The organism is Streptomyces sp. SID5643, assembly GCF_009872555.1.
Lineage (GTDB): Bacteria > Actinomycetota > Actinomycetes > Streptomycetales > Streptomycetaceae > Streptomyces > Streptomyces iakyrus.
This window is the reverse complement of record NZ_WWIC01000092.1, coordinates 1-22,119: the sequence shown is the minus strand read 5'-3', so window position 1 is coordinate 22,119 and position 22,119 is coordinate 1. Positions and strand designations below refer to the sequence as shown.

The following is a 22,119-nucleotide window of genomic DNA, read 5'->3' as shown; positions in this document are numbered from 1 at the left end:
GACCGGAACAGCCGAAAGCCGGCGGTGGGAATTCCCACCGCCGGCTTTCGGCTGTCGTCCGGACCAGGACTACTGGCAGTCCTCGCCGTTGTTGATGCACTGGACCATCTCGTTCATCACGTTCTCGTCGAAGAAGTTGATGAAGTCGTTGTGGTCGGTGATCGCCTTGTGCAGCTGCTCCGGGAAGGAGTCGACCGCGAAGGCGTTCTGCACCTGCCCGTTGTCGATCTGCGGCGCCTGTACGTCGTAGACCAGGCGGACCTGGAGCTGGGGGATGGCCTTGAAGCCGTTCGAGCAGCTGCCGTCCGCCTCCACGAAGTCCACGTGGGTGCGGTGGTTGGCGCTGTCGATGTTCTGGCCGTCCCAGCAGCTCTGGAAGTTGGACGTCCGGACCACGGAGCTGCCCTCGGGGCAGAGCGGGTACTTGTCCGTGACCTGGCGGTCCTCGAAGCCGGTGCAGCTCCAGGAGGTGTTGGCGTTGTTCAGGCCGTTGGTGAAGGACTTGGCGTCACCGGTGATGATGCGCAGGGCCTTCGGCATCGCCACGACGTCGCTGGTGCGGTTGCCGACGAACTTCAGCTGCGCCTCGGCGGGCTCGACGATCTTGCCGACGTTGCCGTCCTGGCCACCGCCGGGCTGACCGGCGTCGATGTCGTCCGAACCGTCCTGGATCCGCAGGACCGGCCAGAAGTACGAGGACTTGTCGCCCTGGTTCTGGCAGGTGGTCTGGGCGTTCGCCAGGTCCTCGTCGCTCGCGAAGGCGTTGTTGCTCTGGTTGCCGACGTAGTCGTGCTGGTGCTGCGCGCCGTTGGAGACACCCGGCGCCACGATCACGTTGTCCGAGTTGCGGTTCTCGTTCTCGTTGGTGCCGCAGTTCGTGGTGAACGTGCCCGTGGAACCGCCGTCGCCGTTCGCGGCGAGGCCGTTCGGCAGGTTGCGGGAGTTGGGCTGGACGTCCTGGATGTTGATGAAGTCGTCCGCCACGGGGCCGTTGGCGGCCTGGCCGCCGTTGCCGCCCTGGTCCTGCCCGTTGTCCTGGCCGCCGTTGTCCTGACCCTGGTCCTGACCGCCCTGGTCCTGGCCGTCGTTGTTCTGGCCGTCGTTGTTCTGGCCACCGCCGGCCTGGCCGTCGTTGGTGTCGGCCTCGGCGGCCATGCCCTTGCAGGCGGCCAGCTGCTCGAGGTTGCCCGGGGCCTGTCCGCCCACCCGCCGGATGTTGATGCCGATCCGGTCGATGACCGCGACGCGCTTCGACTTCAGCGGGCCCAGGATGGCGTTGTCGACGAAGCCCGCGTCACCGGCCTGGGCCTGACGCGTGGAGGCGAGCCGGGTGTAGGCCTCGCTGATCTGCTTGTCGAGGTTGGCCAGCTCCTTGTCCACCCCCTGGCGAGCACCGTCCGGCACATCGGTCAGCTTCTGTCCGACGTCCGGGCACTGGATCGTGGCGATCTGTGCGCCCGCGGACTTCGTCTGGTTCGCCGAGTTCTCCTCGTGCGCCGAGGCGTAGAAGTTTGCCCAGATCAGCCCGCCCCCACCGAGCGCTAGGGCCGCCGATGCGGCAATGGCCTTGGTGGCCAGCGGCGTACGGCGTTTTCTTGTGTTGCGTCCCATGGAACTCCTCTGACTTCCTTTTTCGGGGGCATCGAGGCGCCCGACAGGAGTGAAGCGGCTCCCTTCCATACGGAGGGCGTCCCAGGGGTGTTCAGAGGTCTCGGAAATTGATGCGAGATTCGTGAGGACACTGTGTTCTCAACAGCCCCTTCGGCACCGGGAGTTGTGGATCGTCCACGGTGGGTGAGGCGGCCCGTCCGGTTTCATCGGCCGTGGTCGAGATACGCGAGAACCGCCAGCACGCGCCGGTTGTCGTCGTCCGAGACCTCAAGGCCCAGTTTGGCGAAGATGTTGGCGGTGTGCTTGGCGATCGCCCGTTCCGTCACGACCAGCTTCCCGGCGATGGCCGCGTTGGACCGGCCCTGCGCCATCAGCTCCAGCACCTCCCGCTCCCGGGGCGTCAGCCGCGCCAGCGGCCGGTCGTCGCCCGAACGGCGAGCCAGCAGCTGCTGGATGACCTGCGGGTCCATCGCCGTGCCCCCGGCGGCGACCCGCCGCACGGCGTCGACGAACTGCTCGGCGTCGAACACCCGGTCCTTCAGCAGGTAGCCGACCCCGCCGCTGCCGTCGGCGAGCAGCTCACGCGCGTACAGCTGCTCCACGTGCTGGGAGAGCACCAGCACCGGCAGTCCGGGCCGCCGCCGGCGGGCGTCCAGCGCGCACTGCAAGCCCTCGTCGGTGTGCGTGGGCGGCAGGCGTACGTCGACGACGGCGACGTCCGGGTCCAGTTCGGTCAGCGCGGCGGCCAGTTCGGGCCCGGACTCGACGGCCGCCGCGATCTCGAAGCCGTGCGCCTGGAGCAGCCGGACGAGTCCGTCCCGCAGCAGGAAGAGGTCTTCGGCCAGGACTACGCGCAAGGGATCTCCATGGTGACCATGGTGGGGCCGCCCGCGGGACTGCTGACGGCCAGGACGCCGTCGAATGTACCCAGTCGCCGCTCGACCCCGGCCAGTCCCGAACCGGCCCCGATCACCGCGCCGCCCTTGCCGTTGTCGGTGACGGTCGCCCGCAGCATGCCGTCCGCCCGGTGCAGGTCGATCCAGATCCGGTCGGCGCCCGAGTGCTTCACGGCGTTGGTGAGGACCTCACTCACGGCGAAGTACGCGGCCGACTCCACCGGCGCCTGAGCCCGCCCGGGCAGGTCCACGCTCACCTCGGTGGCCACCGGCAGCCGCAGCGCCAGGGCCCGTACCGCGTCGCCCAGGCCCCGCTCGGCGAGGACCGGCGGATGGATGCCGCGCACCAGCTCGCGCAGCTCGGCCAGCGCCTCCACCGAGGACTTCCGCGTCTGCGCGATCAACTCCTTGGCCTGGGCCGGGTCCTTGTCGAGGAGCGCCTCGATGGTGCCCAGGTCCATGCCGACCGCGACCAGCCGGGCCTGGGCCCCGTCGTGCAGGTCCCGCTCGATGCGCCGCAGTTCGGCCGCGGAGGTGTCGACCGCGTCCCGCCGGGTCTCGGTCAGGACCCGTACCCGCTCGGCCAGTTCCCGCTGGCTGCCACCGAGCACGGCCCGGGTGAGCCGGAAGTGGACGCCCAGCAGGCGCGGAGTGAGGAAGTGCGCGAGGAACAGCAGCACCAGGCCCAGGGCCGCCGCACCGAACGCGGACGCCTGCCCGGTGACCGGCAGGAACCCGTACCAGTACCCGTCGGGGAAGACCCGCCACAGGCCGATCGCGAGCGCGAACCCCTCCAGCGGATACAGGAGCAGAACCGCAGGCAGCAGCGCCGTGAAGAACCCGGCGGTCATGTCGACCGGCAGCCACCGCAGGTCCCGCCAGGTCGCCGGGTCGCGCAGCATCCCGAAGGTGCGCGACGAGGGGGTTGGCGTCCTCCGGCAACGGCCGGTACGCCGACGGGATCCGCACCCCGCCCCACTGAGCCGCGAGCACCCGCCGCCAGTCGGCGAACGCCCGCACCCCCGTCAGCACGTAGGGCGTGGTGACGATTCCGACCCCGATCGGGATGAGCGCGATCGAAACCAGGGACAGGCAGAAGCACAGCACCGCCCCCGGCAGGGAGATCAGGGCCAGCGCCAGCCCCCGCACCGCGGCGAGCCCGATGCCCCGCCCTGTCGTCCGCCCGTTGCCGTTCGTCGTGTCCATGGTCATGACGTCAGTCTCGTCGAGCGCGCGTGCCGGGTCACGGGGCCGGGACACCCGGCCGGGGGGTGGTGCTACGTACACCCTCGTCGGGTTGTTCAGGCACCGGTGCCGGACGCGAGCACCTTCGCCTCCACCTCCGGATCGAGCCCCGAGCGCGGCCGGTCCGGGCGCTGGGGCGCCACGCCCCCGACGTCCTGGAGCCACCGCCAGGTGTCCGCCACGGTCTCCTCGACGGGCCGGCAGACCAGCCCGGCCCCGACCGCCCGGGAGACGTCCGCGCTGTGCAGGGCGTCGTGCAGGTCGCTGCCCGGCGGCACCCACACCGGCAGCTCGGTCCACGGCTCGATGCCCGCCTCCAGGATCACCCCGGGTTCGGTCCAGCGGAGCTCGGCGGTGCCGCCGGTGACTCGCGCGCAGGCGTCGAGCAACGAGCCCATGGTGGCGTGGCCCTGCGGACTGACCAGGTTGTACGGCCCGCTCAGATCCTGCTCGGCCGCGTGCAGGATCCACCCGGCGAGGTCGCGGACGTCCACATACTGGAGGGGCAGTTCACGCGGGCCGGGCGCCAGCACCGGGCCGCCGCGCGCCGTGCGGCCCAGCCACCAGGGCAGCCGGCCGATGTTCTCGTACGGGCCGAGGATCAGCCCGGATCGTACGAGCACCGACCGGTCCGCGCCGAAGGCGTCCACCACCGCCAGTTCACCACCCCGCTTGTCCTGCGGGTACGCGGTCTGCTCCGCGTCGGCCGACGCCCCCTCCACCACAGGCGCGTCCTCGCCGTACCCGGCGGGCGGGGCCCACGCGTACACCGAACAGCTCGACACGTACACGTACCGGCCGGCGCGGCCCCGCAGCAGCCGCGCCGTGTCCCGCACCGCGCTCGGCGCCGCCGACCAGGTGTCGACGACGGCGTCCCACTCGCCCGGGTCGTCGGCCAGGGCGGACAGCCCACCGGGGGCGGTGCGGTCACCGAGCAGCGACCGCGCGCCCGGCGGGGCCTCGTGCCGCCCCCGGTGGAAGACTGTCACGTCCCAGCCCCGCCCCAGCGCCGCCTCCACGACGGCCCGCCCCACGAACTCCGTACCACCCAGCAGCAGAAGCCTCATGCCGGTGACTCTGCCCGGTGGGGCGAGGGGGCGGAACCGGGATCTGCTGTCAGCAGACGGAGCAACTCCGCTCGCCCAGGGGCGTCAGTGTCACTTCGGCGGCACGTACGTGTAGCCGACGCGGCGCACCGTCCGGATCGTGTCGCGGTGCTCCGCGCCCAGCTTGCGGCGCAGACGGGCGACGTGGACGTCGACCGTGCGGCCGTCCCCCACGTGCCCGTAGCCCCACACCGTGCCGACCAGCTGGTCGCGGGTGTGCACCCGGCCCGGGTGCGCCACCAGGTGCGCCAGCAGCTCGAACTCCAGATACGTGAGGTCGAGGGGCCGCCCGGCCACCTGGGCGGTGCGCTGCACGGTGTCGACGCGGATCAGCGGCTCGCCGCCCGGCCCGGCGGCGGGCTCCGGTCCGGCGTCCTGCGGCAGGGCGGGCACCGCCACCGGGAACGGCGGCTGCTGGTCGGCCGGGACGAGCACCAGGTAGCCGACCATCGGCGGCTGCCCCGGCAGCGTGGGCAGGGTGTGCGGCGGCGCGGGCAGCCAGGTGGCACCCGGCAGCAGGTCCGCGACCGTCACCACCTCGTCCCGGTCGACGGCACGCAGCCGGTGCCGGGGGCCGTGCGGCGCGGGGGCGGTGAAGGGGGCGGCGGGGGTCAGGGAACGAGTGGTCGCCATGAGAGGTCAGCTCTTTCGCGCGAGGAGTTCGTCGGGGAGGTCGACGGCCGCGATTCGTGGTCGGGCTCGCCGAGGGACGTACGCGGTTCGCGCTGGCCGAAGGCCGGGGTGTACGGCTTTAGAGGGCCGGCGCGTTCATCGCGCGGCAACACACCCGGTCGAAGTCGTCGTGCTGACGGGACGGCCAGAAGGGCTCCAGGTCGTGACGACCCGTCGCGGTGCACTTCTGGTGGCTGGCCATGCCTCCATTGAAGCAGAGCTGGTCCCGCACGGGGACCCTCCTCTCACTGCTTGGACAACCGCGCCCCGTCGGGGGCGCGGGGAACCGCGCGACGAGCCACGACGCCGCGGCAGACGAACCGAGGCGCCCACCGCGGACGGTGAGCGCCTCGGGGAGCCTGCGGGACAGGTCAGACCTGGCCGGCCTTCTCCAGCGCCGAGCAGCAGGTGTCGACGAGCAGCCGCGTCACCACGTACGGGTCGACGTTGGCGTTCGGACGGCGGTCCTCGATGTAGCCCTTGCCGTCCTTCTCGACCTGCCACGGGATGCGGACCGACGCGCCGCGGTCGGAGACGCCGTAGGAGTACTTGTCCCACGGGGCGGTCTCGTGCAGGCCGGTGAGGCGGTCGTCGATGCCGGCGCCGTAGTTCTTGACGTGGTCGAGCGGCTTGGAGCCCTCACCGAGCGACTCGGCCGCGGTGATGATCGCGTCGTAGCTCTCGCGCATCGCCTTGGTGGAGAAGTTGGTGTGAGCGCCGGCGCCGTTCCAGTCGCCCTTGACCGGCTTGGGGTCGAGGGTGGCGGCGATGTCGAAGTCCTCGGCGGTGCGGTAGAGCAGCCAGCGGGCCACCCACAGGTGGTCGGAGACCTCCAGCGGGGAGACCGGACCGACCTGGAACTCCCACTGGCCGGGCATGACCTCGGCGTTGATGCCGGAGATGGCGAGACCGGCCTTCAGGCAGTTGTCCAGGTGCGCCTCGACCACGTCACGGCCGAAGATCTCGTCCGCGCCGACACCGCAGTAGTAGCCGCCCTGCGGGGCCGGGAAGCCGCCCTTGGGGAAGCCGAGCGGGTAGCCGTCCTTGAAGAACGTGTACTCCTGCTCGATGCCGAAGATCGGCTCCTGCGCGGCGAACTTCTCCGCGACCTCGGTCAGCGCCGCGCGGGTGTTGCTGGCGTGCGGGGTGAGGTCGATGTTCAGGACCTCGCACAGCACCAGGATGTCGTCGCCACCGCGGATCGGGTCCGGGCAGGAGAAGACCGGCTTGAGGACGCAGTCCGAGGAGTGGCCCTCGGCCTGGTTGGTGGAGGACCCGTCGAAGCCCCAGATCGGCAGCGCGTCCAGACCGGCGGGGGAGCCCGCAATGATCTTGGTCTTGGAACGCAGCTTGGCCGTCGGCTCGGTGCCGTCGATCCAGATGTACTCAGCCTTGAAGGTCACGGGCCTCATCCTCGGGTGTGTCCGGGCGCGTATCGCGGGTGCTTTGCGGCGCTGCGGCACTGGGGCGCCGCGTCTGCTGCCCGGCAGCCTGGCAACAGGCGATTTCCCGGCCATTGCTCGCATGTGAACCCCGTGTTACCGGGTGATGCTGTGCCGCACCTCACGCCGAGAGGCCGCGCTGCGCTGCGCGGCGCCCTTCACCGGCTTCCCTCCGTCAAGCCGGTGACCGGCGCCGCGCGGGCCCGCACGCGCCGGTCCTGCCGCCCCTGGCCGGGGGCGGCAGGACCGGTGACACGTACGAGGTGGGCGGCCGAGGGGGTGGCCGCCGCCTCATCGCTTCACTGGGTCGTACGGCGTCACCCCACCTTCTCGATCAGGGCCCGGCGGATCAGGAACTTGCCGGGCTCACGGACCTGTTCGAAGGCCGCGTTGTTGAGCAGCGCACAGCTGCCGGACACCGAAGTGACCTCCACCGTCGTGGACTTGTTGTTGTCCAGGTTGGTGACCTTCAGCTTCGTGCCGGCCGGGAACTGGTTGCTGGACGCGGCAGGCGCACCGCCCTCGCCGGAGAGCGTGACCGTGGAGCCGTTGCACACCTGCTGCCCGGAGGCGGCACCGCCGCCGGTGTCTCCCCCGGGGGCGGACGCGGCGGGTTGCGACGGCTGGGCCGAGGCCGCGGGCGGCTGGGCCGGCTGGGCGGGCTGCGACGGCTGCGCGGTCTGGGAGTCCTGAGCCGACTCCCCGACGGCGCATCCCGACGCCTCCTGCTTCCGCTTGATCTCCGCGACGACCGCCTCGCGGTTGGCGATCCGCGCCTCGGACTGGGCGTCCGGGTTGGCCCGCTGGTCCGCGATGAACTTCTGGTTGTTGCCGAGGGCGGTGGCGAGACCCAGGCAGACCGTCGACTCCGACGCCGACTTGGGGGTCGGCGCGGCGTTCGACGTGCTCGCCATGACGAAGGCCCCGCCTCCCGCCACCGTCGCCGCGCTGACCAGCAGCGCGATCTTCTTCTTCGTGCCGAGAGTTCTCCTGCGCGACATGCGCGCCTCCTGAGAGGTAGGGGAGCGTACGCCGCTATGTACGAGATACCGAACGAGGTTACTCAGTGGTTACAGGAGTCACTCAAGTGACCTGCACCACATGCGGGTCCGGAGCCGACGGCGCGTCAGCGCGACAGGGCGTCCCGTACGGCCTCGTCGGTGCGCCCGACGACGGCCGTTCCGTCGTCCGCGGTGATGATCGGGCGCTGGATCAGCTTCGGGTGCTGTGCGAGTGCCGTGATCCAGCGGCCGCGTGAACCGGCGTCCCGCGGCCACTCCTTGAGCCCGAGCTCCTTGGCGTCGGCCTCCTGGGTGCGGGTGATGTCCCAGGGTTCGAGGCCGAGGCGGTCGAGCACGCCCCGGATCTCGTCCTCGCTCGGCACGTCCTCCAGGTAGCGGCGGACGGTGTAGTCGGCGCCCTCGGCGTCGAGCAGCGTCAGGGCGCTGCGGCACTTCGAACACGCGGGGTTGATCCAGATCTCCATGCGCACACGGTACGCGCCGACCGTCTTGTTCGAATTTCTGGCGCCTCACCCGCACCTTGCGGACCTGCCGTGACGTAACGCCAATTCCCTTATCCACCTGGGGTTTTGCCGCTCTCGGCGGACTCCCCGTTGTCAGTGCCGGGCGGTAAACTGTAAGCAGTGTTCGAGGGTGGCGCCGGGGATGCCGACGTCTTCGGTGAGCCGCCCGACGCGACAGGAGGATGCCCGTGCCCGCTGCCGCCCTGAAGTCGAAGCCGTTGCCCACCCAGTCCACTGCGAAGCGTCCCGTCCTGCTCGACCTGCCGTACGCGCCCGTGGAGAAGCGGCCGCTGCCGCCGGGCCGGCCCCGTCAGTGGTACGTGACGCACAACCGCCGCCTCAAGGCGATGCGCCTGGCGATCGCCCTGCTCGACTCGGGCGTCTACATGCCGAACCAGGCCCGCAACGAGACGATCCGCGACACGGCGGAGCAGATCGGCGTCCACCCGCCGTCGGACACGACGTGCCACATGGTGCGGGCGTTCATGCGCTACGCCCGCTGACCCGCTCGGCTGCGAGCGCCGGGTGCCCTGGACGACGGGGCGCCCGGCGCTCGTTCATGCTGCCCGGCCGGGCGCGGGGATCACCGGGGGGTTCAGGCGGGCGAAGCCCTCCTGGCGCTCATAGGGGAAGTGGGGGTACGGCGCCGGGCGGTGGCTCGCCGCGTCGAGCTTCGCCACCTGTCCGGGGGTGAGGCTCCAGCCGACGGCGCCGAGGTTCTGCCGCAACTGCCGCTCGTCCCAGGCGCCGATGAGGACGGACGACACGGTCGGCCGCTGAAGCAGCCAGTTCAGGGCGATCTGCGGCACCGCCCTGCCCGTCTCCTCGGCGATCTCGTCCAGGGCGTCGACCACGGCGTAGAGGTGCTCGTCGGAGACGGGCGGGCCGTGGTCGGCGGTGCGGTGCAGGCGACTGCCGGGCGGGAGCGGTGTGCCGCGGCGGACCTTGCCGGTGAGGCGCCCCCAGCCGAGCGGGCTCCAGACGATCGCGCCGAGACCCTGGTCGAGGGCGAGCGGCATCAGCTCCCACTCGTAGTCGCGGCCGATCAGGGAGTAGTACACCTGATGCGCCACATAACGGGGACGGCCGTGCCGCTCGGCGGCCGCGAGGGACTTCATCACCTGCCAGCCGGAGAAGTTGGAGACGCCGGTGTAGCGCACCTTGCCCGCCTGGACCAGTGAGTCGAGCGCGGCCAGCACCTCCTCCACCGGGGTCCCGGCGTCGAAGGCGTGGAGCTGGAAGAGGTCGAGGTGGTCCGTGCCGAGTCGGCGCAGGGCGTCCTCGCAGGCGCGGATCAACCGGGAGCGGGAGGAGCCCGCGTCGCCGGGGCCGTCGCCCATCGGCAGGCTCGTCTTCGTGGAGACGATCACCTGGTCGCGGCGGCCCTTGATCGCCTCCCCGAGCACCTCCTCGGACGCGCCGCCGGAGTAGACGTCGGCGGTGTCGAACATCGTGATCCCGGCGTCCAGGCAGATGTCCACCAGGCGGCGCGCCTCCCGCGCGTCGGTCGTGCCCCAGGCGCCGAAGAGCGGGCCCCGCCCGCCGAACGTGCCGGCTCCGAAGCTCAGCGCCGGGACCATCAGGCCGGACGCGCCCAGTCGTCTGTACTCCATCGCGGACTCCTGTCGACAGCGACCCTGCTTAACGGGTCTCTGGTTCCGTTAACAATCACTAAGGCAGCAGGGTGAAGTCGTTAATGGAACAGGAGTGCCGTTATGGCTGACGGAGGTGAGCCCGGGACCGTACGACCCGGGGGACGCACGGCGCGCGTGCGGGAGGCGGTGCTGCGGGCCGCCGAGGACGCCCTCACGGAGCAGGGCTTCACCGACCTGGACCTGGCCGACGTCGCGCGCCGCGCCGACGTGGGCAAGACGACCGTCTACCGGCGCTGGGGAACGGTGACCGCCCTGGTGGCCGACCTTCTCGAGGACATGGCCGAGCAGTCCGCGCCGCGCACCGAGACCGGATCGCTGCTCGGCGACCTGACGGCCAACGCCCGCCTCGTCCAGCGCACCTTGACGGACCCTCGGCAGGGGCCGCTGTTCAAGGCCCTGATCGCCGCGGCGACCGGCGACGCGCGAACGGCCGCCGCGCTGCACCGCTTCTACGACATCCGCGTCAGGGAATGGGCTCCCTGTGTCCGGCAGGCCGTCGACCGGGGCGAGGTGCCCGGGGGCACCGACCCGCACGAGGTCGTCCGCGCGGTCTCCGCCCCCCTCTACTACCACCTGCTGATCAGCGGCGGCCGACTCGACGAGGCCACCGCCGACCGGGCCGCCGAGGCGGCGGTGACGGCGGCGCGGGCGGGGGTCTACGTCACGGGCGGAGACGGGAAGCCCCAGCGCGCGTGACGGACGGGGAAGCGCGGCAGAAGCGCCGGGGCCCGGGTCACGGGGGCACCGGACGGGTGCGGGACGCACGCGACCGCCCCCCGGCCGGCCCGCTCCCTCAGGCGTACCGCTCGGTGCGGGACGCACGCGACCGCCCCGACCGGCCCGCCTCCTCAGGCGTACCGTTCCATCAGCCCTTCCACATACGCCTCCAGCCGCTCGCCCAGCACCCGCGGCGTCAGATCGGTCCGGCCCAGTTCCCGCCAGGGCCCCGCCAGCTTCGCCGCGTCGGGGACGTACGCCAGGGCATCGAGCAGCCGCCAGTACAGATGCTCCGGGCCGTCGGCCAGTCGCCGCCCGCCCAGGGCCTCGTAGCGCTCCCGGAAACCGAGGCCGTAGCCGGGGCCGAACAGCAGCGCCAGTGCCGTCGAGCAGTGGGCGACGTCCAGGTCGGCGGGCCCCCACGAGGTCTCCACCCAGTCGACGACACCACTGATCCGCAGACCGGCCCCCGAACCGGTGAACAGGACGTTCCCGGGGTGGAAGTCGCGGTGCAGGAAGCAGCCGTCGTAGGGCGGGGGAGCGCGGCGGATGACGTCCACGGCCCGCTCCCACCCGGCCGGGACCGCCGCCGGCGACGTCCACGCCTGGTACGCACGCGGACGCTCCCGGGGGACGATCCGGTGGATCCGGGCCAGCTGGCCCGCCAGCAGGTCCACCCGCGCGTCGAGTTCCTCCTCGTCCACCCGGACCCGCCCCGGCAGCACGGACATCAGCAGGGACGGATGGTCGCAGTGCTCGCCGGTCGCGTCGACGCCGATCAGCTCGGCGGCCGGCACGCCCTCCTGCTCCGCCAGCAGCGTGAGGATCTCCGCCTCGCGGGTCAGCAGCCCGGGCGCGTGCCGCCGGAAGAAGGGCTTCACGAAGGTCCGCAGCGCCAGCTCGGTGCCGTCGTCGAGGGTCAGCCGCCGCATCTGGGCGCTCCAGCCACCGGTCAGGAAAGCCGACTTGCCGACCGTACGGTCCTCGGGCAGCTGTTTGGCCACCCACGCGCGGGTCGCCGTCCAGCCCTGCTCGCCGAGCCCGGTCAGCACGGCGGCGACGAACTCGCGGCGATCCTCGGGGTGGTCGCGGAACCACAGTCCCAACCGGTGCTCGGCGTCCGGGAGTTCCCAGTGGGTGAACTGGGCCCGCCGGGCCAGCGCCTCGCAGAACGCCTCGGTCACGGCGGGCGGGATCACCTCGTCCGTGCCCGGCACCACGAGCACCGCCCGTCCCTCGAACGCCCGCAGGACGTCGAGCGCCGGGGCCGCGCGCCAGCTCCCGGGCCTGCGGATGATCTCGCTGAACCGCCCGTCACCGGCGCCGAACGGCACGTCCCACGCCTCGGCCCCGTACACCGCCGGCGCGCACAGCCCCAGGGCCGCCACCCGGTCCCCGTAGTGCCCCACGAGGTCCGCCACCGTCTGGCCGCTCATGCTGATCCCGGCCAGGACCAGCGGGGCGTCCCCCCGCGCGTGGGCGTCGATGACGGAGACGGCCTGTTCGAAGCGGCGGCGCAGGCTCAGCTCCCGCAGCAGGCCGGTGCTCTCCCCGTGCCCGGAGAAGTCGAAGGCGAGGGCGTGACAGCCGTGCGCGGCGAACTCCGCCAGCAGCGGCACCAGCCGCTCCTTGTTTCCGGTGCCCGCGCCGTGCAGCAGGACGACCGTGGCCCGGACCGGCCGGCCACTGCCGGTGGTCAGTCCGCTGAGCCGTTCGCCGCCGACGACGTGATGGAAAGGGATCAGCCCACTCATACGGCCATTCACTCACGCGGCCCCGGTCCACGAGGGGCGTTCACAGCCCTGGCGCCCCCCACACCGGGAACCAGCGGCCCAGGTCCGGCTCCAGGCGCAGATCACCGGAGAGCGCGGCCCGCACCTGGAGTTCGAGTGCGCTGTCGCGCCGCTCCGTGCCGTCCGGCAGGGGTGCGAAGGGGTAGAACGTGCCGCGCTTGTAGAGGTAGACCAGCGCGAGCCGACGGCCGGCGCGGTCCTCGAACCCGACCAGGGAGCACAGCAACTGGGGACCGAAACCGTTGGCCTCCAGCTGGCTGTTCACGGCGTGCAGGTCGTTCACGAGCGCGGAGAGCCGGTCGGGCGAGCGGTGCGAGACCAGCCACGAGTAGCCGTAGTCGTCCTGCCGCAGCTCCACCGGCGGGCCGTCGCGGTCGGTGTCGGCGTCCAGCAGGGCCTGCACCTCGCGGTGGGACTGCTCGAAGGCCGCGCCCTCGACGGTGGCGAAGCACACCGCGCCCCGCCCGGTCGGCGTGAAGCCCGCGGCGGCCTCCAGCGTCACGGCCGCCGCGGGCAGGGCGAAGATCCGGTCGAGATCCGCCCCGACCGGTTTCGTCCGGCCGAGCAGGATGTCCAGCAGTCCCATGGGTCGGTCACATCCCTCCGGGGGCCGCCGCCTCGCCCAGCTCGGCGGAGATCCGGCCCAGCTGGTCGAGCCGCTGCTCCAGGCTCGGGTGGGTCGAGAAGAGCCGCGCGATCCCGGGCTCGCGGCCCAGCGCCGGTGTGAAGTAGAAGGCGTTGAAAGCCTGGGCCGTGCGCAGGTCCTTGGCGGGGATGCGGGCGATGTCGCCGCAGACCTTGGTGAGCGCGGAGGCCAGTGCCGAGGGCCGGCCGGTGAGCAGCGCGGCCGCCCGGTCCGCAGCCAGTTCCCGGTACCGGGACAGGGCCCGGATCAGCAGGAAGCTGATCGCGTAGACGGCCGCGGACACACCCATCACGGCGGCGAAGACGGCAGCGGTGTTCTGGTCCCTGCGGCCCCCGCCGAACAGCTGCGAGTAGAAGGCGAACCGCACGATCAGCCCCGCGATCACCCCGAGGAACGACGCGACGGTGATCACGGCGACGTCCTTGTGGGCCACGTGCGACAGCTCGTGGGCGAGCACGCCCTCCAGCTCGGCCGGCTCCAGCCGCCGCAGCAGCCCGGTCGTCACGCACACCACCGCGTGATCCGGACTGCGCCCCGTCGCGAACGCGTTCGGCATGTCCATCGCGGACACGGCGACCACCGGGGCCGGCATGTCGGCCAGGGCGCACAGCCGGTCGATCACCGTGTACAGCTCGGGGTACTCCTCCCGCTGCACGACCCGCCCGCGCATGGCGTAGAGGGCGATCCGGTCGGAGAACCAGTACTGGGCGCCGAGCAGCGCCGCCGCGACCACCACCACCAGCACCCAGGATCTCAGCAGCACGATCAACGCGGCGACGAACCCCACGTACAACAATCCGAGCAGGAACAGCGTGATCCCCATCCGGGTGGTCAACCGCCGGTCGCTCCGGAAGCGGCTGTGCATCTGCCTCACCCCGCAGTCACGCACTCGTCCCACCGCCAGTGTGCACCCGGGCCCCCCATGGAGGGGTCGTGATCACCCCCAGGACCGGCAAAGCCGTCAGCCGCCGGCGGGCACCGCGTAGCCGGGCACGGACGGCCACCGCACCGTCAGCACGACCGACTCCTCCTCCGCACGCCACGAGTGATCGACACCACGCCCCCACACCACGTAGTCCCCCTGCCGCTCCAGCAGCACACTCCGCCCGGGCAGTTCGACCCGGAACCGCCCGCTGACCAGGACCAACAGCGCCGTCCGCTCCTCACCCCTCACCCACTGCGCGCGCTCGTCGCCGGGCGGGTGCACACCCCACTTGATCTCCACGGCCTCGCTGTGCCGCGGATCCCCGGCGTCCTTGAAGTGCCCGAGGATCCACCCCCGGTCCAGGGCGGCGTCCGTACCGGCGTTGCCCACGTACACGCTGTCGTCCACGGGGCCGGACGCTAGCAGCCGCCGGTGTCCGGACAGCCTCTAGTGCGGAGCCCTGAAGTTGATGTACCCCAGCAGCACGATCACCGCCGCCACGCAGCCCAGCACCAGCGCGGTGGACATCCAGGGGGAACGGCGGCGGGAGCCGACGTGCTCCGGGTCGGCCCGGAACGGCACGGGCCCGGGCGGGTTGTGCTTCCAGCGGGCGGCGAGCATACGGGCCCGGGCCGAGGGCTCCTTGTGCTCGGCTCCGTCCGCCCATCTGAGGTCGAACTCGCGCTGCTGATCGTCCTGTTCGTGCTCGGGCATTGCCGCTCCACCCCCGTGTGGTCCTTGACCCAAGAATAGAACAAACGCCCGCGCCCCCGCCGTCGGAAACGACAGCGGGGGCGCGGGCGCGAGCCTTGGTCAGGCGTCGATCACACGTCGAAGTAGAGCTCGAACTCGTGCGGGTGCGGACGCAGCTGCAGCGGCGCGATCTCGTTGGCGCGCTTGAAGTCGATCCACGTCTCGATCAGGTCCGGGGTGAACACGTCACCCTGGAGCAGGAACTCGTGGTCGGCCTCCAGCCGGTCCAGGACCGCGCCGAGGGAGGTCGGGACCTGCGCGACGTTCGCGTGCTCCTCGGGAGCCAGCTCGTAGAGGTCCTTGTCGATCGGCTCGGCCGGCTCGATCTTGTTCTTGATGCCGTCCAGGCCGGCCAGCAGCAGCGCCGAGAAGGCCAGGTACGGGTTGCCGGAGGCGTCGGGCGCGCGGAACTCGACGCGCTTGGCCTTCGGGTTCGAGCCGGTGATCGGGATACGCATCGCGGCGGAGCGGTTGCGCTGCGAGTACACCAGGTTGACCGGCGCCTCGAAGCCCGGCACCAGGCGGTGGTACGAGTTCACCGTCGGGTTGGTGAAGGCCAGCAGCGACGGGGCGTGCTTGAGGATGCCGCCGATGTAGTAGCGGGCGGTGTCCGACAGGCCCGCGTAACCGGCCTCGTCGTAGAAGAGCGGCTGGCCGCCGGTCCACAGCGACTGGTGGACGTGCATGCCCGAGCCGTTGTCACCGAAGATCGGCTTCGGCATGAAGGTCGCGGTCTTGCCGTTCTGCCAGGCCACGTTCTTCACGATGTACTTGAAGAGCTGGAGGTCGTCGGCGGCGGCGAGCAGCGTGTTGAACTTGTAGTTGATCTCGGCCTGGCCGGCGGTGCCCACCTCGTGGTGCTGGCGCTCGACCTTCAGGCCGGCGCGGTCCAGCTCCAGGGAGATCTGGGCACGCAGGTCGGCGAAGTGGTCGACCGGCGGGACCGGGAAGTAGCCGCCCTTGTAACGGACCTTGTACCCGCGGTTGTCCTCCAGGGCACCGGTGTTCCAGGCGCCGGCCTCGGAGTCGATGTGGTAGAAGGACTCGTTCGCGCTGGTCGCGAAGCGGACGGAGTCGAAGACGTAGAACTCGGCCTCGGGACCGAAGTACGCCGTGTCGGCGATGCCGGTCGACGCGAGGTAGGCCTCGGCCTTCTTCGCCACGTTGCGCGGGTCGCGGGAGTACTGCTCGCCCGTGATCGGGTCGTGGATGAAGAAGTTGATGTTCAGCGTCTTGTCACGGCGGAACGGGTCGACCCGGGCGGTCGAGAGGTCCGCGCGCAGCGCCATGTCGGACTCGTGAATGGCCTGGAAGCCCCGGATCGAGGAGCCGTCGAAGGCCAGCTCCTCGTCAGCGTCGAACGCCTCCGCAGGCACCGTGAAGTGCTGCATCACGCCCGGGAGGTCGCAGAAGCGGACGTCGATGAACTTGACGTCCTCGTCCGCGATGAACTTCTTGGCCTCGTCGGCGTTCTGGAACATCCAGCTCCTCCTACTCCCGACCGTCCCGCCGGGGTGGTAGTTCGTTCGTGCGGCCAGTGCGGGTGGCACACGCTGACCTCGACCCTAGGGACGGGTGGTTTCTCGGGCGTGACTCATTTGTTTCGCACAAGTTAACCGGCTCAGCCTCCACCGTAGCCCGGACACACCCCGCCGTGTCCTGGTCATTTACGGGCGCAGTACCGTGGACGGGTGGACAACAGGCAAGCACTCGGATCGTGGCTTTCCGGGCCCCGCGCGGCCGCGGAAGAGGCCGGTGTCGACTTCGGATACCGGGGTGAGCAGCTCGGTCTGCCCGAGGAGGGACCCGGCTCGATCGCCCGCCCGGGCCGCCGGCTCGTCGCCCTCGCGGTCGACTGGGGTCTGTGCCTCCTGATCGCATACGGTCTCATCACCCAGAGCTACAACGAGGCGGCCCAGATCTGGGCGCCGCTCATCATGTTCGCGCTGATGGTCCTCACGGTCGGTTCGGTCGGCTTCACTCCGGGCAAGCGTCTGCTCGGCCTGCGGGTGCTGGCCCTGGACACCGGCCGGGTCAGCCCCTGGCGCGCCGCCCTGCGCACGGTCCTGCTCTTCCTGGCGATCCCCGCCCTGATCTGGGACCGCGACGGCCGCGGCCTGCACGACCGCCTGGCCGGCACGGTCGAGGTCCGCATCTAGGGCCTGTCGAGAGCGACCCGGCACGAACGAGGGGCGCCCGGTGTGATCCGGGCGCCCCTCGTGCATGTCGGGTGCGGGGTGTCAGCGAGCCTTCGGCCCGCCCTTCGGCAGCCGCATGCCCTTGGGCATCGGGCCCTTCGGCAGCGGCATGTTGCTCATCAGGTCACCGAGGGCGCGCAGCCGGTCGTTGGTGGCCGTGACCTGCGGGCCGGTCAGGACGCGCGGGAGCTTCAGCATGGTCGTCCGCAGCTTCTTCAGCTCGACCTGGCCCTCGCCCGTGCCCACGACCAGGTCGTGCACGGGGACGTCCGCGACGATGCGGTTCATCTTCCGCTTCTCGGCGGCCAGCAGGGTCTTCACCCGGTTCGGGTTGCCCTCGGCGACCAGCACGATGCCGGCCTTGCCGACCGCGCGGTGCACCACGTCCTGGTTGCGGTTCATCGCCACCGCGGGGGTTGTCGTCCAGCCCCGGCCGATGTTGTCGAGCACGGCCGCCGCGGCGCCGGGCTGTCCCTCCATCTGCCCGAAGGCGGCCCGCTCGGCCCGGCGTCCGAACACGATCGCCGACGCGAGGAAGGCGAGCAGGAGGCCCAGGATGCCGAGATAGATGGGGTGACCGATCAAGAAACCGATCGCGAGGAAGACACCGAGGGTGACGATTCCGACTGCCGCGAGTACAAGACCGATCTTCTTGTCGGCCCTGCGGGTCATCTTGTAGGTCAGAGCGATCTGCTTCAGTCGCCCGGGGTTCGCAGCGTCCGCTGCAGGTTCCTTCCTCGCCATGCCCCGAAGTCTACGTGGCCCCACAAGTGCCGACGACGGCAGTGCCCGCGGGGGGCTCCGGGGGAGGGCCGGGGATCAGGGGCGCACGGACAGGGACTGCTCGATGACGCGCTGCGTCTCGACCCGGTCCTTGGCGCGACGACGGTCCTCCAGCACGGAGGTCCACGCGTTGCGGCGGGCGGTGCGCTGACCGCTGCTCATCAGCAGCGACTCGACGGCACGCAGTGCGGTCGTGAAGGACGGGATCGCGGTGGCGCGGACGGGCGGCGCGGCCTGCATGGGTGAGGTCCCCCCTCGGGTGATGGGTGTACGTGCTGTGAGTTCAGCGTCACTGATTGGTGTTACCAGGGCGTGACCGGCCGGTCAAACACCCATGAAGCCCCGGTGGGGGGCGGTGGAACGCCGACGCGGTCCTGACATGTGCCCTCATCTGCGAGGACGGTCAGGACCGCGTCAAATCGGTCACTACCAGCGGGTAGTCTCTTGTGCGCGAATTCACACGCTTGTCCCACCCGGAGGTGGGCAGGGGTGGTGACGATGCGTCAGACGGCCTGCGCCGCGACGTACCCGTCCCGCTTCTCGACGGCCATCTGGTACAGCCGTCCGGCGCGGTACGAGGAGCGCACCAGCGGCCCGGACATCACGCCGGAGAAGCCGATCTGCTCGGCCTCCTCCTTCAGCTCCACGAACTCGTGCGGCTTCACCCAGCGCTCGACGGGGTGGTGGCGCACCGAGGGCCGCAGGTACTGGGTGATGGTGACCAGCTCGCAGCCCGCCTCGTGCAGCTGCTTCAGCGCGTCGCTGACCTCCTCGCGGGTCTCGCCCATGCCCAGGATGAGGTTCGACTTGGTGACCAGGCCGTAGTCGCGCGCCTCGGTGATGACCTTCAGGGAGCGCTCGTAGCGGAAGCCGGGGCGGATGCGCTTGAAGATCCGCGGCACCGTCTCGACGTTGTGCGCGAAGACCTCGGGGCGGGAGGAGAAGACCTCCTCCAGCTGCTCCGGAACGGCGTTGAAGTCCGGGGCCAGCAGTTCGACCTTGGTGCGGCCGGCCTCGCGGCCCGCGGTCTGCTGGTGGATCTGGCGCACGGTCTCGGCGTACAGCCAGGCGCCGCCGTCCTCCAGGTCGTCGCGGGCGACGCCGGTGATCGTGGCGTAGTTCAGGTCCATCGTGACGACGGACTCACCGACCCGGCGGGGCTCGTCACGGTCGAGCGCCTCGGGCTTGCCGGTGTCGATCTGGCAGAAGTCGCAGCGCCGGGTGCACTGGTCGCCGCCGATCAGGAAGGTCGCCTCGCGGTCCTCCCAGCACTCGTAGATGTTCGGGCAGCCGGCTTCCTGGCAGACCGTGTGCAGGCCCTCGCTCTTCACGAGCTTCTGCATCGCGGTGTACTCGGGACCCATTTTCGCCCGGGTCTTGATCCACTCGGGCTTGCGCTCGATGGGGGTCTGGCTGTTGCGGACCTCCAGGCGCAGCATCTTGCGTCCGTCGGGTGCGACTGCGGACACGACCGGCTCCCTAGCGATTGATTCTTCGGCGTCCTCAAGGGTACGCCCGTTGATTTGAATGCCTGTGTGGGCGCTACCCCTCTAGCTCCGCCACGGGCCGATTTATGCCGCCGGCGTCTTCTCGATCTCCCGCGGCTTCAGCTCCGCGTTCTCCAGGACGTCCCGCAGGTGCCGCTCGACGACGGGCAGGACCTCCTCGATCGTCACGTCCCGGCCCAGCTCGCCGGCCAGCGAGGCGACGCCCGCGTCACGGATGCCGCACGGGATGATCCGGTCGAACCACTTGTTGTCGGGGTTCACGTTGAGCGCGAAACCGTGCATGGTGACGCCCTTCGCCACGCGGATGCCGATCGCGGCGATCTTGCGGTCCTCCCGGCGCTGGCCCGCGTTGGACGGGGCGTACTCCGGGCCGTTCATCCGCGGGTCGAACTCCTCGTCGTGCAGCCGGGGGTCGAAGTCCAGTGCAAGTCCGCCGAGCGCGGGGCGCTGCTCGACCGGGTCGCCCAGGATCCACACGCCGCTGCGGCCCTCCACCCGGCTGGTCTCCAGGCCGAAGTCCGCGCAGGTACGGATCAGGGCCTCTTCGAGGCGGCGCACGTGCGCCACGACGTCCACCGGGCGCGGGAGCTTCTGGATGGGGTAGCCCACCAGCTGGCCCGGGCCGTGCCAGGTGATCTTGCCACCGCGGTCGACGTCGATGACGGGCGTGCCGTCGAGGGGTCGCTCGTTGTCCGCCGTGCGCCGTCCGGCCGTGTAGACCGGGGGGTGCTCCAGAAGCAGCACGGTGTCGGGGACCTCGTCGGCGAAGCGCGCCGCGTGCACCCGGCGCTGCTCGTCCCACGCCTCCTGGTACTCGACGGCCTCGTCACCGAACCCCATGCGGACGAACCGCAACTCACTCACGGCAAGCGCCTCCCTCGGACGGGTGTATCAGGCACGTAGCGCGCCCAAGCCACTGTACGTCCGGCCCGGACACGTCAGTCCCGGGGTCAATCCTCACACGATCGGATGAATGTCCGGGAAAATGTGTGAGGGGGTGCTTACTCTCCGCTACATTCGCGCCGTTCAGCAAGCCAAAAGGCCTGCTCACAGGCAATCCGGCACGTCACCGACACCGGAAGGCAGGAGACCGCACCGCACCATGACGGAACGACCCGCGCAGCGCACCCCCAACCGACAGCTCGCCGCGCTCATCGCAGAAGCGGGGTTCTCCAACGCGGGACTCGCCCGTCGCGTGGACCAGCTCGGTCTCGAACACGGGCTTGATCTGAGATACGACAAGACCTCCGTCACCCGGTGGCTGCGCGGTCAGCAGCCCAGGGGCACCACGCCCGCCCTCATCGCCGAGGTCTTCACCCGGCGCCTCGGCCGCCGCCTCACCGCCCAGGACCTCGGCCTGGACGCCTGCGCCCCGGTCTACGCGGGGCTCGAGTTCGCCGCCACCCCCGAGGAGGCCGTCGACATCGTCAGCGGGCTGTGGCGCAAGGACTCCGGCAGCCACGCCGAGCTCCGCAAGATCGCCTTCACCCCGGCAGGGCTCGTCGTGCCCAGCCGCGACTGGCTGATCGGCCGGGCCGACGAGAAGGTCGCCCGGGGCGAACCGGCCGCCGCCCGCATCCCGGTCCAGGGCCGCCCGGCCCTGCGCCCCACGGCCACGCCCGAGCAGGGCGTGCCCTCCCTGCCCCGCCAGCGCGGCCAGGCCGAACGCGGACCCGGGCAGAAGGTCACCGCCGGCGACATCGCCGCCCTGCGCTCGGTCGGCGAGCTGTTCCGCACCCTCGACGACGCCTACGGCGGCGGTCACGCCCGCCAGGCCCTCGTGCGCTACCTGGAGCACGAGTGCGAGCCCATGCTGCGCGGCACCTACGGCGAGCAGACGGGCCGCCGGCTGTTCGCGGCCGCCGCGGACCTGACCCGGCTCGCGGGCTGGACGTCGTACGACATCGCCGCGCACGGACTCGCCCAGCGCTACTTCGTACAGGCGCTGCGGCTCGCCCAGGCGGCCGGGGACCGGACGTACGGGTCCTACGTGCTGGTCACCATGAGCCGCCAGGCGGTGTACCTCGGGCACGGGCGGGAGGCCGTCCAGCTCGCCCGGGTGGCGCAGCAGGGCGTCGGCACCTCCGGACCGCCCGTCGTCCAGGCCCTGCTCCACGCCTCCGAGGCACGCGGGCACGGGGTGCTCGGCGAGGTCCGGGCCTGCACCGCCGCGCTGGTCCGCGCCGAACGCGCCCTGGAGACGGCCCGGCCCGGGGACGACGTCCCGCACTGGGCGAAGTTCTTCGACGAGGCCCAGCTCGCCGACGAGTTCGGCCACTGCCACCGCGACCTCCAGCAGTTCCGCGCCGCCGCCCAGCACGCAGAACGCTCACTCCAGCTGCGGGCCCCCTCCTTCGCCCGCAGCCGTCTCTTCTGCCGCGTGGTCCTCGCCACCGCCCGCCTGGGCCTCGGCGAACTCGACCAGGCCTGCCAGCTCGCCGCGGAGGCGGCGGGCCAGGCCGCGGAGATGCGCTCGGTACGGGCGGTGGAGTACGTGAGGGACTTCGAGCGCAGGCTCGAGCCGTACAAGGACGCGGCGCCGGTGCGAAGCTACCGCGACAAGGTAGCGGCCCTCGGGTGAGGTTCCTCAGGGGCGCGGGGCTGTGTCGATGTGCGGCTCCGCCGCGTGGGCGCGACAAGCCAC

General features: G+C 71.3%; 23 protein-coding genes and 1 pseudogene. 4 read left to right on the top strand and 20 right to left on the bottom strand.

The window, feature by feature from the left end:
• Window positions 1–69: 69 nt before the first annotated feature.
• The 9 genes and pseudogenes from GTY56_RS11315 to GTY56_RS11280 form a co-directional block, all read right to left on the bottom strand.
• Window positions 70–1,611 carry a DUF1996 domain-containing protein gene (locus GTY56_RS11315; RefSeq protein ID WP_161362705.1) on the bottom strand — a complete coding sequence of 514 codons (1,542 nt, stop codon included), beginning with the start codon at window positions 1,609–1,611 and terminating at the stop codon, window positions 70–72.
• A gap of 203 nt (window positions 1,612–1,814) precedes the next feature.
• Window positions 1,815–2,468 (bottom strand): LuxR C-terminal-related transcriptional regulator, encoded by a 654-nt coding sequence (locus GTY56_RS11310; RefSeq protein ID WP_161362707.1) that lies wholly within the window; start codon window positions 2,466–2,468, stop codon window positions 1,815–1,817.
• Window positions 2,459–3,719, bottom strand: a pseudogene (locus tag GTY56_RS11305) (sensor histidine kinase). Before GTY56_RS11305 ends, GTY56_RS11310 begins: the two are co-directional and overlap by 10 nt.
• Window positions 3,720–3,808: 89 nt before the next feature.
• On the bottom strand, window positions 3,809–4,819 hold the full coding sequence (locus GTY56_RS11300) for an NAD-dependent epimerase/dehydratase family protein (protein ID WP_161362709.1): 1,011 nt from the start codon (window positions 4,817–4,819) through the stop codon (window positions 3,809–3,811).
• Between the two features lie 90 nt (window positions 4,820–4,909).
• Window positions 4,910–5,491, bottom strand: a complete 582-nt coding sequence (locus GTY56_RS11295; RefSeq protein ID WP_161362711.1) for a winged helix-turn-helix domain-containing protein — start codon at window positions 5,489–5,491, stop codon at window positions 4,910–4,912.
• Between the two features lie 118 nt (window positions 5,492–5,609).
• A complete protein-coding gene (locus GTY56_RS41115) occupies window positions 5,610–5,732 on the bottom strand; it encodes a hypothetical protein (RefSeq protein WP_272923340.1) in 123 nt (40 codons plus the stop codon).
• Between the two features lie 169 nt (window positions 5,733–5,901).
• On the bottom strand, window positions 5,902–6,933 hold the full coding sequence (gene glnII / locus GTY56_RS11290; protein WP_161362714.1) for a glutamine synthetase: 1,032 nt from the start codon (window positions 6,931–6,933) through the stop codon (window positions 5,902–5,904).
• A 356-nt stretch (window positions 6,934–7,289) separates the two neighbouring features.
• On the bottom strand, window positions 7,290–7,973 hold the full coding sequence (locus GTY56_RS11285) for an SCO2207 family protein (RefSeq protein ID WP_161362715.1): 684 nt from the start codon (window positions 7,971–7,973) through the stop codon (window positions 7,290–7,292).
• Window positions 7,974–8,098: 125 nt separating this feature from the next.
• A complete protein-coding gene (locus tag GTY56_RS11280; RefSeq protein WP_161362718.1) occupies window positions 8,099–8,458 on the bottom strand; it encodes an arsenate reductase family protein in 360 nt (119 codons plus the stop codon).
• A gap of 227 nt (window positions 8,459–8,685) precedes the next feature.
• On the opposite strand from GTY56_RS11280, the gene GTY56_RS11275 reads away from it, so the two are divergent.
• Window positions 8,686–9,000: a hypothetical protein gene (locus GTY56_RS11275; RefSeq protein ID WP_033312582.1), complete on the top strand. Its 315-nt coding sequence runs from the start codon at window positions 8,686–8,688 to the stop codon at window positions 8,998–9,000.
• A gap of 54 nt (window positions 9,001–9,054) precedes the next feature.
• Here GTY56_RS11275 and GTY56_RS11270 read toward each other — a convergent pair whose 3' ends face one another.
• Window positions 9,055–10,110 (bottom strand): aldo/keto reductase, encoded by a 1,056-nt coding sequence (locus tag GTY56_RS11270; protein WP_161362719.1) that lies wholly within the window; start codon window positions 10,108–10,110, stop codon window positions 9,055–9,057.
• Between the two features lie 102 nt (window positions 10,111–10,212).
• Between GTY56_RS11270 and GTY56_RS11265 the strand changes: the two genes are divergently transcribed.
• Complete coding sequence (locus GTY56_RS11265) at window positions 10,213–10,848, top strand: TetR/AcrR family transcriptional regulator (RefSeq protein WP_161362721.1); 636 nt, start codon at window positions 10,213–10,215, stop codon at window positions 10,846–10,848.
• A gap of 152 nt (window positions 10,849–11,000) precedes the next feature.
• On the opposite strand, the gene GTY56_RS11260 is transcribed toward GTY56_RS11265, so the two are convergent.
• The 6 genes from GTY56_RS11260 to glnA form a co-directional block, all read right to left on the bottom strand.
• Entirely contained in the window at window positions 11,001–12,623 is a 1,623-nt protein-coding gene (locus GTY56_RS11260) for an alpha/beta fold hydrolase (RefSeq protein ID WP_161362723.1), read from the bottom strand.
• A gap of 40 nt (window positions 12,624–12,663) precedes the next feature.
• Entirely contained in the window at window positions 12,664–13,248 is a 585-nt protein-coding gene (pspAB, locus tag GTY56_RS11255; protein WP_161362725.1) for a PspA-associated protein PspAB, read from the bottom strand.
• A gap of 7 nt (window positions 13,249–13,255) precedes the next feature.
• Window positions 13,256–14,173: a zinc metalloprotease HtpX gene (gene htpX, locus GTY56_RS11250; RefSeq protein WP_161362726.1), complete on the bottom strand. Its 918-nt coding sequence runs from the start codon at window positions 14,171–14,173 to the stop codon at window positions 13,256–13,258.
• A gap of 96 nt (window positions 14,174–14,269) precedes the next feature.
• Window positions 14,270–14,641: a cupin domain-containing protein gene (locus GTY56_RS11245; protein ID WP_161362728.1), complete on the bottom strand. Its 372-nt coding sequence runs from the start codon at window positions 14,639–14,641 to the stop codon at window positions 14,270–14,272.
• A gap of 39 nt (window positions 14,642–14,680) precedes the next feature.
• Entirely contained in the window at window positions 14,681–14,947 is a 267-nt protein-coding gene (locus tag GTY56_RS11240) for an SCO2583/SCO2584 N-terminal domain-containing protein (RefSeq protein WP_161362730.1), read from the bottom strand.
• Window positions 14,948–15,057: 110 nt separating this feature from the next.
• Entirely contained in the window at window positions 15,058–16,467 is a 1,410-nt protein-coding gene (gene glnA / locus GTY56_RS11235) for a type I glutamate--ammonia ligase (RefSeq protein WP_161364979.1), read from the bottom strand.
• Between the two features lie 210 nt (window positions 16,468–16,677).
• Here glnA and GTY56_RS11230 point away from each other — a divergent pair, with 210 nt between their 5' ends.
• Window positions 16,678–17,145 carry an RDD family protein gene (locus tag GTY56_RS11230; RefSeq protein WP_033312589.1) on the top strand — a complete coding sequence of 156 codons (468 nt, stop codon included), beginning with the start codon at window positions 16,678–16,680 and terminating at the stop codon, window positions 17,143–17,145.
• An 81-nt stretch (window positions 17,146–17,226) separates the two neighbouring features.
• Here GTY56_RS11230 and GTY56_RS11225 read toward each other — a convergent pair whose 3' ends face one another.
• The 4 genes from GTY56_RS11225 to lipB form a co-directional block, all read right to left on the bottom strand.
• A complete protein-coding gene (locus GTY56_RS11225; RefSeq protein ID WP_161364976.1) occupies window positions 17,227–17,928 on the bottom strand; it encodes a DUF4191 domain-containing protein in 702 nt (233 codons plus the stop codon).
• A gap of 75 nt (window positions 17,929–18,003) precedes the next feature.
• Window positions 18,004–18,207 carry an SCO2195 family GlnR-regulated protein gene (locus GTY56_RS11220; protein WP_030837456.1) on the bottom strand — a complete coding sequence of 68 codons (204 nt, stop codon included), beginning with the start codon at window positions 18,205–18,207 and terminating at the stop codon, window positions 18,004–18,006.
• A gap of 263 nt (window positions 18,208–18,470) precedes the next feature.
• A complete protein-coding gene (lipA, locus tag GTY56_RS11215; RefSeq protein ID WP_161364974.1) occupies window positions 18,471–19,436 on the bottom strand; it encodes a lipoyl synthase in 966 nt (321 codons plus the stop codon).
• A gap of 102 nt (window positions 19,437–19,538) precedes the next feature.
• The gene (lipB, locus tag GTY56_RS11210) at window positions 19,539–20,339 is read right to left on the bottom strand and encodes a lipoyl(octanoyl) transferase LipB (RefSeq protein ID WP_161364973.1); all 801 of its coding nucleotides are present in this window, start codon (window positions 20,337–20,339) and stop codon (window positions 19,539–19,541) included.
• Between the two features lie 238 nt (window positions 20,340–20,577).
• On the opposite strand from lipB, the gene GTY56_RS11205 reads away from it, so the two are divergent.
• Window positions 20,578–22,056, top strand: a complete 1,479-nt coding sequence (locus GTY56_RS11205) for an NsdA family TPR-like regulatory protein (protein WP_161364971.1) — start codon at window positions 20,578–20,580, stop codon at window positions 22,054–22,056.
• Window positions 22,057–22,119 lie beyond the last annotated feature (63 nt).

Excerpts from the sequence above, each read along its gene's own strand:
- GTY56_RS11315 (WP_161362705.1), bottom strand. The coding sequence starts at position 1,611 with ATGGGACGCAACACAAGAAAACGCCGTACGCCGCTGGCCACCAAGGCC.
- GTY56_RS11300 (WP_161362709.1), bottom strand. The coding sequence starts at position 4,819 with ATGAGGCTTCTGCTGCTGGGTGGTACGGAGTTCGTGGGGCGGGCCGTC.
- GTY56_RS11295 (WP_161362711.1), bottom strand. The coding sequence starts at position 5,491 with ATGGCGACCACTCGTTCCCTGACCCCCGCCGCCCCCTTCACCGCCCCC.
- GTY56_RS41115 (WP_272923340.1), bottom strand. The coding sequence starts at position 5,732 with ATGGCCAGCCACCAGAAGTGCACCGCGACGGGTCGTCACGACCTGGAG.
- GTY56_RS11285 (WP_161362715.1), bottom strand. The coding sequence starts at position 7,973 with ATGTCGCGCAGGAGAACTCTCGGCACGAAGAAGAAGATCGCGCTGCTG.
- GTY56_RS11280 (WP_161362718.1), bottom strand. The coding sequence starts at position 8,458 with ATGGAGATCTGGATCAACCCCGCGTGTTCGAAGTGCCGCAGCGCCCTG.
- GTY56_RS11270 (WP_161362719.1), bottom strand. The coding sequence starts at position 10,110 with ATGGAGTACAGACGACTGGGCGCGTCCGGCCTGATGGTCCCGGCGCTG.
- GTY56_RS11265 (WP_161362721.1), top strand. The coding sequence starts at position 10,213 with ATGGCTGACGGAGGTGAGCCCGGGACCGTACGACCCGGGGGACGCACG.
- GTY56_RS11260 (WP_161362723.1), bottom strand. The coding sequence starts at position 12,623 with ATGAGTGGGCTGATCCCTTTCCATCACGTCGTCGGCGGCGAACGGCTC.
- pspAB (WP_161362725.1), bottom strand. The coding sequence starts at position 13,248 with ATGGGACTGCTGGACATCCTGCTCGGCCGGACGAAACCGGTCGGGGCG.
- htpX (WP_161362726.1), bottom strand. The coding sequence starts at position 14,173 with ATGCACAGCCGCTTCCGGAGCGACCGGCGGTTGACCACCCGGATGGGG.
- GTY56_RS11240 (WP_161362730.1), bottom strand. The coding sequence starts at position 14,947 with ATGCCCGAGCACGAACAGGACGATCAGCAGCGCGAGTTCGACCTCAGA.
- glnA (WP_161364979.1), bottom strand. The coding sequence starts at position 16,467 with ATGTTCCAGAACGCCGACGAGGCCAAGAAGTTCATCGCGGACGAGGAC.
- GTY56_RS11225 (WP_161364976.1), bottom strand. The coding sequence starts at position 17,928 with ATGGCGAGGAAGGAACCTGCAGCGGACGCTGCGAACCCCGGGCGACTG.
- GTY56_RS11220 (WP_030837456.1), bottom strand. The coding sequence starts at position 18,207 with ATGCAGGCCGCGCCGCCCGTCCGCGCCACCGCGATCCCGTCCTTCACG.
- GTY56_RS11205 (WP_161364971.1), top strand. The coding sequence starts at position 20,578 with ATGACGGAACGACCCGCGCAGCGCACCCCCAACCGACAGCTCGCCGCG.